The following is a 12,077-nucleotide window of genomic DNA, read 5'->3' on the forward strand; positions in this document are numbered from 1 at the left end:
TTTATTTTTTCTGATGACAGCAGTGAGCCGCTGGTAATCTTTTTTGTTTCAGGAAACGGATCGGGGTGTTAATTTTGCCATGTGGAACCAACCGACATCATTGAATACCGTTCACTGCTCACCGGCATTGCATATCGCATGTTAGGGGAGAAGCAGGAAGCTGAAGATATTGTTCAGGATGCGATTGTGCACTGGCTGGCTATAGATACTTCGCAGGTGAATGAGCCTCGCAATTATCTGATGCGCATGGTTACTAACCGCAGTATCGATCGTCTTCGGAAACTGAAGGAACAACGTACATTATACAAAGGCCCATGGTTGCCGGAACCAGTGGTAGATGTGCAGGAGTCTATGCCGGAAACCGGAAAGGATATCTCCATCGGTTTTCTCTTTCTGCTTGAAAAATTGAATCCGCTGGAAAGGGCCATCTTTATTTTGCGCGAAAGTTTCGACCTCTCCTACAAAGATCTCGAAGTAATTCTTGAGATCACTGAAAGTACCTGCCGCCAGCACTTGCACCGGGCAAAAGAAAAACTGCAAAAAGATAAGAAGCGGTTTGATGCTGATGTGCGGCGTCATCGTGAACTGCTGAATGCTTTTATTACCGCCAGTTTGAGTCTGGATCAGGCCAAACTGATCGCAATGCTGAAAGATGATATTTGTTTGTATGGAGATGGTGGCGGAAAAGTTACAGCTGCTACACAACCTTTGTTCGGGCAGGATGTGGTTTCACGATTCATTATCGGACTTTTCAAAAAAGTGCCTGTTCCAACCCCATTATACAGTTTTCCATTGGTGAATGGATTGCCTGCACTGGCATTATTCGATGCTGTTACCCGGGAGCCGATCACCTGTGTTTGCTTTGAACATGAAGGCGATAAGATCAACAACTTCTATTTTATCAGAAATCCTGATAAATTAAAAAATCTCGTTTATCAGGACTGAAAATTGTCACGAAACAGGGAGATTGCCGTCTTCCTGTAAAATACGTTGACAATGGAACATCAATTAAGGCTGGCGCCCATCGAAAAACCTAAAAGCCCCTACGTTAAACTGGGATTCTGGTACTTCAAAAGACTGTTCGGTAAAGTGATCACACCGGCCAAAGTGGTGTATGCGCGCGTGCCATCGCTGATGAAAGTAGCCGGATTATTCTATAAGATCAGCAACAAAGCACCTTTGAATGAAGATCTGAAGATCATGATCCATGCCCTGGTGTCCGATCTGAATGCCTGTCCGTTTTGTCTCGATATAGCCAACGCCTTCGCAATGAAAAAAGGCAATTCAATGAAGAAGCTGGGAGCAGTGCATGAGTTTGCAAACAATGATTTGTTCTCTCCTTCGGAACGGGCCTGTCTGGCCTATGTAAAAGAAGTGACATTGCATAAGCAAGTGCCGGATGAGGTATTCAGCGAACTGAAGAAACATTTTACTGAGGAGCAGATCATCTTCATAACATTTCTGATTGCATCGGAAGTGTACTACAACACTATGAATCTGGCATTGGGGATTGGATCGGATGGTCTTTGTGCAGTTGGATAAATTAAAAGAGCGGAATGTAATGGATAGAAAATAAAAAAGGATTCAGTGCAAACTGAATCCTTTTTCTTGTACCCCCAATGGTTGTATCCGCGAACCAGATATTTGAGAATCTTGAAAAAATTTTACATTTCAGTGCAAATGTGCTCCAATTAAAACGAGTTTAGGTTCACGGCATTTTCCATCTATCTCCTTGCGCAAAACCTACCCACCTTACCCGTTATTAATAATCCATGATCCTCTAAATACTAAGGCAATTGGGTAATTCTGGAAAAATAGCATTCATTTTTTTTGTAGATAATAATTAAATATAATATTATAAAAACTTTATTTATGAAAGGAAACAAATTTAAGTTCAAGACTTATTTTACCGTAACCTTATTCCTCATTTCAATCTTCTGTCTTGTTGGCGCATGTCAAAAGAAACTAAAAGAGCCTGAAGTAAGTAAAACTGAGCTTCAAAATGAAGTTACCCAATGGCATAACCAAATTAATTCGCAATTAACACCTAAAATTCAACGCCACACTGACTCTATCATTCGAATACTTGATTATAGCAAATTCAGAACTGTAACCTTTGAGAATGGGAAATCAATAACCATAATTCTTATTAAGAATGAAGATGCAAAGGCGGATTACTATTTATCCTTTGCAAAGGAAAATGGAAATTATAAAACCTTAGCAGTAGTTAAGACTGCTGAGAATGATGGAGAAGCTCAATTAAGTCAGATTGGAAATTTTTTTAAAAATGGTAGTCTTAATGAAAATTATCAATTAAGATTTTACAAACTAGGCGGAGGACATATATTAACTTTTGATGGTGGCAGCAAAAGTCTGAAAGAGAGAAAAATGGTTCCACTAAAGGACAAGAAAGTTAGTGGAGATAAGGTGTTGGACGCAATTTGCACAGATTGGTATCTGGTTACAACAATACATTATGCTGATGGCACAACAACTCAATATAAAGAATATGTTGGGACTACCTGTGAGGGTGATAGTGGATGCTCGCCAGATTATGAAGGATTTTGCCCTGGTGATGGAGGAGGAGGCTCAACGGGTGAATTAGAAAATTCGGCCATCGCTGATGATAATCACATAAGTTGCAAATCTTTTGCTTTCACGAAAGGTGGATCAACTGATGCTCAAGAAGCAGGGATTAGTAACCTGAGTTTCGATATTGGTTCAAAGGATTTTGCCACAACTATTTCAAGGAATCTTCCTGGACCTTTTTATGTTACTGTTCCATATCAAAAATATACCGGAGATATAGTTCTTGCGCCAGAAGCAGCAGCTAGGGCTGCTGATGCGCTTGATAGAGCAGGAATTCAATTAATTCAATACTATAGAGATCTTAACTATACTTTACAAGAATTTATGGAACTATCAGATGCCAGATTACAAAAGGAACTTATGGGTTATTGGACCGAACAATTAAAAAAAGAATTTCCCTTTTCACAAATTTCAATTTCTGATAAATCAAAATTTCCAACAACTACTGTTACAAAGAATGCGATCATCAATGATCCGTTTACAATTCTTCAAAATCGGCTGACAGGTTCTGGTTGTTATTAGCCGATATAAATCTTCCTAGCTAACAAAGAGTTAGAATTTAACCCTGATATTCATGCTAGGTTATGAATATCAGGGTTTCGTATAGTTCGAGGCTAACGGAAAAAAGGATTAACAACCTTCTCAAATGAAATAGAATTTGAAATTGATCCAAAGATGAGTAAAATTGAATATGAGTTTACTTAATTATTATCTGGAAATTGCTTATAAATTTTATCCTAAAGGTGTAAGTGAGCTTAAGAAAGAAATCTATAGTTCTACTAAGGAAAATAAATTATTGGAGTCAACAAAACTAGCAAATATTCAAAGAAATAATCTACAGTGGAATGAGTTACTAAAGGAAGTCAAAAAAAGATTTCCCGATGCCCGTGTTTATTCTTTTGATTACTATCTAAATTCATATGAACGGTCATTTCCTGTATGCTTATCTTTTGATCGGAAAGGCTCCAAATTCAATTTCATCAACTTGGTTCTCCATATTAGTGTTTTGATTGATAGCTTCATTGTTTATCAAACATATCCTGAGAAATTTTCAACCTCAAATGATATGAGTTTTGCAACATACAACATAGAAAAAAGTGTACTGCAGGATTATTACAAATTAATCGAAGTTGTTGAATCATTTTTTCCCGATCATAAACAATTCCCAATAGAAGTAATTGAAGAAAATATCCCTGACATAATGTACGAAGGGATAGGAATTGTAAATGATAAGGAAGGGAATTTACATGCAGGCTTTCAACGGCAAATGAATTTATATAATGCCTTTTTTAGTAGTCAATATTATTATAATGCTTAAATATGATCGATGAAATTGAATTTGATTTTTCTAATGTTGTCTACCTTGTTTTTATCAATCAAAAGTAAAGCTCAGACTTGCGTTTCAAAATTAAACATTGAAACTTGCGGGGTTAGTTTGGAAGTTGGCAAAAAGGTTAAAACGCAGGATTGCGATAATATTAAGGATAGCAGCTATTTTGAGAAATATAGCAAAATACTTTTTCTTGATTCGTTAAATTATCAATTAAAGTTGAATTCGGAGAAAGTAAATAATGTAAAAATATTTGGATGTCAAGTAGCAGATGCTCTGATTCATTTTGACAAGGATAGCATAATTGATAGAGTTAGTTATGTGATTGCGGTGAATGATGGATCTCTGATTGATTCTTTAGGGGCGCATTTTTCAAATCCTCCGAATTCTATTAATACAGGTTCATACAATCCTCGTCAATTAAAAAATGGGGCTATAGTAAATAGCATTTACTTCTGGAAATATGATAGCATTCATGAACTGTCCTTATTGTTTTTTTCTGAGCAGCAATTGCCAGAAGAGCTTAATCACTTCAAAAAGGATATGGCGATAATAATGGTTAGAAGAAATAAGTTCCAGCGATTTTGAAGGAAAACAGCAGCTTCAAAAAATGATCTTTCCGGAGGGAATCTATTATAACAGGGAAAGTGACCAAACGCGAACCACTTTTATCAATCCTTTATTTTGTGTGATTGAATGCCAGCAGTGTAATGTAGGGGAATTAAAAAAGGGACTCAGCTATGAATTTAAGCTAAAGTCCCTTTCTGTACCGGGGACGAGAGTTGAACTCGTGACCTCAGGGTTATGAATCCTGCGCTCTAACCGCCTGAGCTACCCCGGCGCGGCCCTTTCAAGCTTCTTTCGTTGCTAAAAGGGTTGCAAAAATATAGAAATTCCTGATACGGAAAAACTTTTATTTAGTTCTACCAGGATATTCTTTCAAAGCTGCTTCCAGACAATCCATTGCACTATTCAGGTCGTCTACGTTCAGCACATACGCCAGACGTACTTCGTTCAGCCCTAATCCTTTTGTTCCATAGAATCCTGTAGCTGGTGCCAGCATTACTGTAGCGCCATTGTGGTTGAAAGATTCCAGCAACCACTGACAGAATTTATCCGAATCATCGATGGGCAGTTTTGCCATTGCATAGAACGCACCACCTGGGTTAGGACAGAAAACGCCTTCCATTGCATTCAGTCTCGATACCAGCACATCTCTGCGTTTCTGATATTCCGAACGTGTTGCGTCGAAGTAATTATCGGGAAGATCAACTGCTGCTTCTGCCAGGATCTGAGCAAAAGAAGGAGGGCTCAGTCTCGCCTGTGCAAATTTCATGGCAGCATCAAGTAGTTCTTTATTCTTTGTTACGAATGCGCCGATACGTCCACCGCAGGCGCTGTATCTTTTGGAAATGGTGTCCATCAGTACCACATGCTGTTCTGCTCCTTCGAGTTGCATGGCGCTGATCTGTTTGCCGTCGTAAGCAAACTCACGATATGCTTCATCCGAAAACAGGAAGAGATTGTGTTTGATCACGATCTGCTTCAGGGTATCCATCTCTTCTTTGCTGTAGAGATAACCGGTAGGGTTGTTAGGATTGCAGATCACAATAGCTTTGGTGCGTGGCCCGATCATCTTTTCAAACTCACTGATCGCGGGCAGTGCAAAACCTGTTTCGATATGTGAAGTGATTGGCTTCACCACTACTTCGGCTTCCACTGCAAATCCGTTGTAGTTTGCGTAGAATGGTTCGGGGATCAGCACTTCGTCGCCCGGATCGAGGCAGGCCATAAATCCGAAGATGATGGCTTCCGAACCGCCGGTGGTAACGATGATCTGGTTGTGATCTACTTCGATGCCTACCTTCTTGTAGTACTCCACCAGTTTACGGCGGTAACTCTCATTACCTGCACTGTGACTGTATTCCAGCACTTTGAAGTCTGCATGGCGAACTGCATCCAGAATCTGCGGAGGCGTTTCGATATCGGGCTGACCAATATTGAGATGGTAAACTTTCGTTCCTTTTTTCTTGGCTGCTTCCGCAAAGGGAACCAGCTTACGGATGGGTGATGCGGGCATTTCTTTGCCACGCTGGCTTATCGTTAACATGCAACAAAGATAGGGGAGTATAATTGAATCTTTTTACCGTACAAAAATAAAGCGGGGTCTTCCATTTATTGTCAGCGACAACAGGAAGACCCCGCGCAAGAAAATTATAGTTTACTTAGACTTATTTCCTTTTTCTTTCTGATATTTTGCATAGTCCACTTCGCTCAGCACCTCACCGGTAATGCGCAGTTCGAGCGGCGCATCGATACCTGCCACTTTCACGGCAATGGTTTTGTTGAATGGTCCGAGTGCAGCGGCATTGAAACCTGCAGTGATTTTGTCTGCTTTGCTTTTTGCAACAGGCGCTTCGGGTTTAACCGGAGTGGTGCATCCGCAAGATGCCGTAGCTGCTTCGATCACTACAGGTTTGGTACCTACGTTGGTGAATGCGAAGTTGTATGTAACAGGTACACCTTGTTTGATCTTACCGAAATCGTGCACCAGTTCTTTGAACTTTACCACGTTTTCAGCTGACTGAGGTGCGGTTGCCTGTGCGAAGCCAGTCACTGAAACAAAGATCACGCTTAATGCCAGAAGAAGTTTTTTCATAATTTGATTGAGTTTATTGGAGTCCATTAATGTTTTTCAGTAATGTGATGGATGAATTGGCCGGTGCCGCAGTAGCGGGTGTTTTGTACACTGTACCGGAAATCATCAGCGTTTTCGATTCTCCTTTATTGTACTGGATAGTGATGCTTTTGTTGAAGAATCCTTCAGCGGCAGCATTGTATCCTACCTTGATCTGTGCTGAGGCGCCCGGTTTGATCGGATCTTTGCTCCACTCAGGAGTGGTGCATCCGCAGGAAGCCTGCACATTGCTCAATAACAAAGGAGCCTTGCCAGTGTTCACTATTTCAAAAATATGTGTTACGGGCCTTCCCTGAGGGATCTTGCCAAAATCGTACCCGTTCTCTTTCAGCTGAAGTACATCTGCCGGAGGATTGGCCACTGTTGCGCTCTGTGCCATCAGGCTGCCCGATGCGGCCAGCAGTATGACCAGTACAAGCGAACACAATTTTTTAGTCATGTGTTACTTTATTTATTTGTTAACGTATTCAAAATTACATTTTTAACGTTCTAATTGCCAAGAAATTTCAGGGTTAATGACAATTTTTTAACATCCGCAATTTCTGGCCCCATTTGAGCAGTTGGTACCTACTTAAATACTACTTTTGAGCCATGGAAAATGCCATACACAACCCATTGTTTGCCAACGAAAAATTATCGTTCGACAAGTTCCGTGAGGAAGTGTTGAACGATTACCGTATGGCCTGCGAAAGCAGAGAGGCCAGCCTCTTAGGCCGTAAGGAAGTATTGACCGGAAAAGCCAAATTCGGCATCTTCGGTGATGGAAAGGAAGTTGCCCAGATTGCAGCAGCTAAATTCTTCCGTCGCGGAGATTTCCTCAGCGGGTACTACCGCGATCAGACATTTGCTTTCGCTTCAAAGCAAGCCTCTGTCGAAGAGTTCTTTGCACAGCTCTATGCCGATCCCGACACTGCCAATGATCCGCACAGCGGCGGCCGCCAGATGAATTCACATTTCGCTACTCAAACCGTAGACGAAAATGGTAATTTTCTCGATCTGGTGAACCGTAAGAATATTGCAGCAGGATTAGCGCCTACAGCCGGACAAATGCCCCGCGCCCTCGGCCTGGCATTCGCCTCCAAACTCTTCCGCAATTCAGAAGCGCTGCTCGAAGAAACATCCCTCAGTGATGAGGGAAATGAAATCTGCTTCGCCACTATCGGCGACGCCTCCACGTCTGAAGGACATTTCTGGGAAACCGTCAACGCCGCAGGTGTTCTGCAGGTGCCTCTCGCAGTTTTTGTGTGGGATGATGGTTACGGGATCTCCGTTCCCAAAGAATTTCAAACAACCAAAGGATCTATCTCCGAAGCCCTCAAAGGTTTCCAGAGAAAAGATGGAACTACCGGTTTCGACATCTACAAAGTAAAGGCCTGGGATTATGCGGGCATGTGCGAAGTATTTGAGACCGCCATCCAGAAGATCCGCGACACACATATTCCAGCTCTCTTCCACGTGGAAGAAGTAACGCAACCTCAGGGCCACTCTACATCAGGTAGCCATGAGCGTTATAAAACTCCTGAGCGTCTCGAATGGGAACGCGAATGGGATGGCAACAAGAAGTTCCGCGAATGGATTCTCGAAAATGAACTCTGCAGTGAAGAAGAACTCCATAACGTAGAGATCCATGCAAAAGAGTTCGTGCGCGACAGCAAGAACCGTGCATGGGAGAAATACAGCACGCCGATCAAAACGCAGGTGGCGGATGCGGCAGCAAGAATTGAAGAGCTGATCACTGCCGGCCTCGATGCTCATGGCGAAATTGCCAAAGCAAAACAGGAGCTCGTTTCCAATCGCGAGCCGATGCGCCGCGATGTGCTGGCTACTTTGCACACTGTACTTGCAGTTGCAGGAAAACATCCATCTGCAGACAGTCTCCGTCAATATTACAATCAGCTGAAAGCCGAAGGCTACGCCATGTACGATTCACATCTGTACGACGAAAGCCCTAAAAGTCCGCTGCTCGTTCAGACATCAGAGCTGCGCTACGCTTACGATGCACCCATGGTGAACGGATACGAAATCCTCAACCGCTATTTCGATATGCTGCTTACCCAAAACAACAAGGTGGTGGCATTCGGAGAAGATGTGGGTAAGATCGGTGACGTAAATCAGGGCTTTGCCGGTCTTCAGGCGAAACATGGCCCTGAGCGTGTGTTCGATACCGGTATACGTGAGCTCACCATCATGGGACAGGGCATTGGTCTTGCTATGCGCGGCCTTCGTCCTATCGCCGAAATTCAGTACCTCGATTATCTTTTATATGGTCTGCAACCGCTCAGCGATGAAGCAGCCACATTGCACTGGCGTACCAAAGGCCGTCAGAGCTGCCCGATTATTGTGCGCACACGTGGCCACAGGCTCGAAGGCATCTGGCATAGCGGCTCGCCACTGGGCATGATGATCAACTCACTCCGCGGCATGCATATCTGCGTACCACGCAATATGGTGCAGGCGGCAGGCATGTACAACACCCTGCTCAAAGGCAACGATCCTGCGATTGTAGTGGAGTGCCTCAACGGGTATCGTCTGAAAGAAAAACTGCCTTCCGATCTGCTCGATTACACGGTAGCGCTCGGCGTTCCGGAAGTGATCCGTGAAGGTTCCGATATCACCATCGTTTCTTATGGCTCTATGCTGCGTGTAATTCAGGAAGCTGCCGATGTGCTGGCTAAGCACGGCATCAGCTGTGAGATAGTGGATGTGCAGACATTGCTGCCTTTCGATACGCATCATGTAATTCTGCAAAGCCTCAAAAAAACAAACCGCATCGTATTTGTAGATGAGGATGTTCCCGGTGGCGCATGCGGATACATGTTCAACGAAGTGATGGAAAAGCAGGGCGGTTTCCGCTGGCTCGATGTAGCTCCACGCAGCATCACCGGCAAAGCACACAGACCCAGCTACGGCAGTGACGGCGATTATTTCAGCAAGCCCAACACCGAAGAGATCGTGGATGTGGTAACTGAAATGATAAATGAATAAAATCTACCTCGACATTATCGAGATCGGCGGTACCATCGCCTTTGGCTTATCAGGCGCATTCATGGCCATGGAAAAAAGGCTCGATCCTTTTGGCGTGATCATCATTACGTTTGTTACGGCTATCGGCGGTGGAACCGTTCGTGATGTACTTATAGGCAAAACGCCGGTGAGCTGGCTGCAGGATAATACCACGGCCATCGTGATCCTCTGTACAGCAATCGCAGCGCTGCTCTTCGGCAAACTGCTCAAGCAACTCAGCAGAACCATGTTCTTCTTCGATTCGCTCGGCCTCGGATTATTCACTGTTGTGGGTATCGAAAGGGCGCAGAATGCAGGGCTTAGTCCACTTATCTGCATCGCGCTGGGAACCACTACCGGATGTTTCGGAGGCGTATTGCGCGATGTACTGCTGAACAATATCCCCCTCATTTTCAGAAAGGAGATCTATGCTTCGGCCTGTATTGCAGGCGGATTGCTGTATTTCGGCCTCAATCGTACCAATATCCTTGTGGAGTACACCACCACCATTACCATTGTATTCATTGTACTCATTCGTGTAATTGCAGTGAGATATAAGATATCTTTGCCTGCATCTTACCATAAATAGTCTGCAAATGTTAACAGCAAAGGAGAAGCGATTCATAAAGTATTGGGAAGAACAAAGAAAAGGTGGGCAAAGATCCTACCTCACGCTGTACATCCTTGCGGGAACATTTATCGCCACCATCATTGTGTTCTTCATCTTTGCCATGTTCGGCATCGACTTCGAGAATAAGCTGTGGACGATTCCTACAATTGCATTCGTGAGCATCACCATTATTTCTGCCACTACGTGGAAGTCGAATGAGAAGAAATTCAAGCAGCTCATCCGAAGGGAAATCGGAGAGGGGATGAATGATGAAAATCACACCAACGGGCAATAAGTCCTTTTCTCTTACAGCTTCACTTCCAGATACAGCACTTTTCCAGTAAGGGTATCTTCAAAAAAGAGCATGTTGTCTTTTTTTGTTGCCGTTGCCGGTTTCCAGATCAGCATGCGGGTTGCGGGTTTAAACCAGGAAGGCACTGTTTTAGGAAGTGTATACTCCGTCTGCGCTTCCATCTTATTCGATTCGATCAATTGTTTTCGCCATTCTTCGGACGCCTCCATTTTGAGAAAGAGGGCATATTGACCGTCTTTGCGCTGATACATTCCATTAAGCACATGGACGTTGGAGTCGGGCAGCTCGCCTGTCCAGTATTCGTATACCTGATTAGGGCTGGTGGTGTAAACGCCATTGCAGCTGCTCAGAAAAACAACGATCAAAAAAGCGGAGGCGATGCCAGTTAATAGTTTCATGATTCGGGATTTATTCTTCACCGGTTCCAGAAATTTTTCCATCCGGGGTAAGTTACAATTTTATATGCCAGCAACACAACACCTGCGATTTTCAGCAGAATGCCTGCGATTGTCCAGTAATCACTTTTCGCCCAGTGCATAATTCGGATCCAGGAACCGAGGAACTCCAGTACGAAGCCGATGGCAAGGAGAAAAAGAGCGTGCTTGGCTTTCATTTGTTAGTGAAATTTGTTTTTACAGTTGTTGGTTACCGTGATTATTTTTCGGTTAATGGTTACATTTATCAGGTGAAAAGAAATGATAACCGTGCCATGAAGAAATAACCCTATGAAAGTAAAAATAGATCTCGAAGATACGTATGAACTGCTATTGATAACGCCTGATCTGAGAGAAGCAGCCTTTCATTCCTGTGATAAAAAAGGCAATGCTGTATTAATGAAGATTCAACTAAAACCAGCTATGATCGGTTTATTGCCGGACGTTTATAATCTTAGTTTTGGTCCTCCTTTGCCTAATGGAACGATAGATGATTCAGCCGAAATCTCCCATGATGATCTGAACAAGTTGTTTTCCTCCATTATTTTGTTTGCATTGACATTCCTGCGTGCAAACCCGGAGTCGAGTATCGGATTAGATGGCTCTGATGATGTGAGGGCCTATCTTTATCATAGAATATTTATTGGCAACAGAACCTATCTCTCTGAATATCTTAAAGCCTTTGGTGTTGACTGGTTTGCCCGACTTATGAGGAGCGGGGATATTGAAAGAAAGAATGATGGCGCTGTCTTCTTTAAACCTCAATCCGAATTGCTAGACAGCCATAGGCCTGCAATTGATCTGTACAGATACTATGTTTTTAGAAATATATAGCGAATGGTTCAGGGATTTTTTTTCAGTAAATTTGGTTTATGAATGAAATAATAAAGGCTAAAATGGATGCCATACAAAAATTAGCGGATGCTACAGCTAATGATCCATTCTATGTGCCTCGTGAGATTCCGGTATCAACTAAAAATGAAGCTCTTACGAAAGTGATTACTACTGAGCAGGACGCTGAAGCATTCTTAATTCAAATAGAAGCATTGTCTTCAGTTGCAGCTTCAGGAAAATAAACACATCATCAAAATAATAAAGCC

At 43.0% G+C, this 12,077-nt stretch carries 15 protein-coding genes and 1 tRNA gene; 10 read left to right on the top strand and 6 right to left on the bottom strand.

The annotated features are described in order from the left end of the window. Positions 1-81: 81 nt before the first annotated feature. From HHL16_RS08685 to HHL16_RS08705, 5 genes are all read left to right on the top strand, one after another. Complete coding sequence (locus tag HHL16_RS08685) at positions 82-945, top strand: sigma-70 family RNA polymerase sigma factor (protein WP_169424733.1); 864 nt, start codon at positions 82-84, stop codon at positions 943-945. A 51-nt stretch (positions 946-996) separates the two neighbouring features. Further along, entirely contained in the window at positions 997-1,542 is a 546-nt protein-coding gene (locus HHL16_RS08690) for a carboxymuconolactone decarboxylase family protein (protein WP_169424734.1), read from the top strand. 330 nt (positions 1,543-1,872) lie between these two features. Beyond that, the gene (locus tag HHL16_RS08695; protein WP_169424735.1) at positions 1,873-3,111 is read left to right on the top strand and encodes a hypothetical protein; all 1,239 of its coding nucleotides are present in this window, start codon (positions 1,873-1,875) and stop codon (positions 3,109-3,111) included. 169 nt (positions 3,112-3,280) lie between these two features. After that, positions 3,281-3,907, top strand: a complete 627-nt coding sequence (locus HHL16_RS08700) for a hypothetical protein (protein ID WP_169424736.1) — start codon at positions 3,281-3,283, stop codon at positions 3,905-3,907. Between the two features lie 9 nt (positions 3,908-3,916). Then, positions 3,917-4,507 (top strand): hypothetical protein, encoded by a 591-nt coding sequence (locus tag HHL16_RS08705; protein WP_169424737.1) that lies wholly within the window; start codon positions 3,917-3,919, stop codon positions 4,505-4,507. A gap of 179 nt (positions 4,508-4,686) precedes the next feature. Here HHL16_RS08705 and HHL16_RS08710 read toward each other — a convergent pair. The 4 genes from HHL16_RS08710 to HHL16_RS08725 all read right to left on the bottom strand — a co-directional run bounded on the left by HHL16_RS08710 (position 4,687) and on the right by HHL16_RS08725 (position 7,056). Continuing rightward, positions 4,687-4,760, bottom strand: a tRNA-Met gene (locus tag HHL16_RS08710). 72 nt (positions 4,761-4,832) lie between these two features. Then, complete coding sequence (locus tag HHL16_RS08715; protein ID WP_169424738.1) at positions 4,833-6,029, bottom strand: pyridoxal phosphate-dependent aminotransferase; 1,197 nt, start codon at positions 6,027-6,029, stop codon at positions 4,833-4,835. Between the two features lie 111 nt (positions 6,030-6,140). Then, a complete protein-coding gene (locus HHL16_RS08720) occupies positions 6,141-6,578 on the bottom strand; it encodes a DUF1573 domain-containing protein (RefSeq protein WP_169424739.1) in 438 nt (145 codons plus the stop codon). Positions 6,579-6,591: 13 nt separating this feature from the next. After that, positions 6,592-7,056, bottom strand: coding sequence for a DUF1573 domain-containing protein (locus HHL16_RS08725; RefSeq protein ID WP_206022302.1), 465 nt, complete (start codon positions 7,054-7,056; stop codon positions 6,592-6,594). Between the two features lie 152 nt (positions 7,057-7,208). Between HHL16_RS08725 and HHL16_RS08730 the strand changes: the two genes are divergently transcribed. Genes HHL16_RS08730 through HHL16_RS08740 form a run of 3 tightly spaced genes read left to right on the top strand, consistent with a single transcriptional unit; the run spans position 7,209 to position 10,525 of the window. Then, positions 7,209-9,602: an alpha-ketoacid dehydrogenase subunit alpha/beta gene (locus HHL16_RS08730; RefSeq protein ID WP_169424740.1), complete on the top strand. Its 2,394-nt coding sequence runs from the start codon at positions 7,209-7,211 to the stop codon at positions 9,600-9,602. After that, positions 9,595-10,209, top strand: a complete 615-nt coding sequence (locus tag HHL16_RS08735; protein ID WP_169424741.1) for a trimeric intracellular cation channel family protein — start codon at positions 9,595-9,597, stop codon at positions 10,207-10,209. Before HHL16_RS08730 ends, HHL16_RS08735 begins: the two co-directional genes overlap by 8 nt. A 7-nt stretch (positions 10,210-10,216) precedes the next feature. After that, positions 10,217-10,525: a hypothetical protein gene (locus HHL16_RS08740; protein WP_169424742.1), complete on the top strand. Its 309-nt coding sequence runs from the start codon at positions 10,217-10,219 to the stop codon at positions 10,523-10,525. Between the two features lie 11 nt (positions 10,526-10,536). On the opposite strand, the gene HHL16_RS08745 is transcribed toward HHL16_RS08740, so the two are convergent. Together HHL16_RS08745 and HHL16_RS08750 are read right to left on the bottom strand one after the other, a co-directional pair. Further along, complete coding sequence (locus HHL16_RS08745) at positions 10,537-10,941, bottom strand: hypothetical protein (protein WP_169424743.1); 405 nt, start codon at positions 10,939-10,941, stop codon at positions 10,537-10,539. A 17-nt stretch (positions 10,942-10,958) separates the two neighbouring features. Then, positions 10,959-11,156, bottom strand: coding sequence for a hypothetical protein (locus tag HHL16_RS08750; protein ID WP_169424744.1), 198 nt, complete (start codon positions 11,154-11,156; stop codon positions 10,959-10,961). A gap of 112 nt (positions 11,157-11,268) precedes the next feature. On the opposite strand from HHL16_RS08750, the gene HHL16_RS08755 reads away from it, so the two are divergent. Both HHL16_RS08755 and HHL16_RS08760 read left to right on the top strand, forming a co-directional pair. Beyond that, positions 11,269-11,811: a hypothetical protein gene (locus HHL16_RS08755; RefSeq protein ID WP_169424745.1), complete on the top strand. Its 543-nt coding sequence runs from the start codon at positions 11,269-11,271 to the stop codon at positions 11,809-11,811. A gap of 38 nt (positions 11,812-11,849) precedes the next feature. Further along, positions 11,850-12,053: a hypothetical protein gene (locus tag HHL16_RS08760; RefSeq protein ID WP_169424746.1), complete on the top strand. Its 204-nt coding sequence runs from the start codon at positions 11,850-11,852 to the stop codon at positions 12,051-12,053. The last annotated feature ends 24 nt before the right edge of the window (positions 12,054-12,077 follow it).

It is taken from the genome of Pseudoflavitalea sp. G-6-1-2, assembly GCF_012927185.1.
Taxonomy (GTDB): Bacteria; Bacteroidota; Bacteroidia; order Chitinophagales; family Chitinophagaceae; genus Pseudobacter.

Excerpts from the sequence above, each read along its gene's own strand:
- HHL16_RS08690 (WP_169424734.1), top strand. The coding sequence starts at position 997 with ATGGAACATCAATTAAGGCTGGCGCCCATCGAAAAACCTAAAAGCCCC.
- HHL16_RS08695 (WP_169424735.1), top strand. The coding sequence starts at position 1,873 with ATGAAAGGAAACAAATTTAAGTTCAAGACTTATTTTACCGTAACCTTA.
- HHL16_RS08700 (WP_169424736.1), top strand. The coding sequence starts at position 3,281 with ATGAGTTTACTTAATTATTATCTGGAAATTGCTTATAAATTTTATCCT.
- HHL16_RS08705 (WP_169424737.1), top strand. The coding sequence starts at position 3,917 with ATGAAATTGAATTTGATTTTTCTAATGTTGTCTACCTTGTTTTTATCA.
- HHL16_RS08715 (WP_169424738.1), bottom strand. The coding sequence starts at position 6,029 with ATGTTAACGATAAGCCAGCGTGGCAAAGAAATGCCCGCATCACCCATC.
- HHL16_RS08720 (WP_169424739.1), bottom strand. The coding sequence starts at position 6,578 with ATGAAAAAACTTCTTCTGGCATTAAGCGTGATCTTTGTTTCAGTGACT.
- HHL16_RS08725 (WP_206022302.1), bottom strand. The coding sequence starts at position 7,056 with ATGACTAAAAAATTGTGTTCGCTTGTACTGGTCATACTGCTGGCCGCA.
- HHL16_RS08730 (WP_169424740.1), top strand. The coding sequence starts at position 7,209 with ATGGAAAATGCCATACACAACCCATTGTTTGCCAACGAAAAATTATCG.
- HHL16_RS08735 (WP_169424741.1), top strand. The coding sequence starts at position 9,595 with ATGAATAAAATCTACCTCGACATTATCGAGATCGGCGGTACCATCGCC.
- HHL16_RS08740 (WP_169424742.1), top strand. The coding sequence starts at position 10,217 with ATGTTAACAGCAAAGGAGAAGCGATTCATAAAGTATTGGGAAGAACAA.
- HHL16_RS08745 (WP_169424743.1), bottom strand. The coding sequence starts at position 10,941 with ATGAAACTATTAACTGGCATCGCCTCCGCTTTTTTGATCGTTGTTTTT.
- HHL16_RS08750 (WP_169424744.1), bottom strand. The coding sequence starts at position 11,156 with ATGAAAGCCAAGCACGCTCTTTTTCTCCTTGCCATCGGCTTCGTACTG.
- HHL16_RS08755 (WP_169424745.1), top strand. The coding sequence starts at position 11,269 with ATGAAAGTAAAAATAGATCTCGAAGATACGTATGAACTGCTATTGATA.
- HHL16_RS08760 (WP_169424746.1), top strand. The coding sequence starts at position 11,850 with ATGAATGAAATAATAAAGGCTAAAATGGATGCCATACAAAAATTAGCG.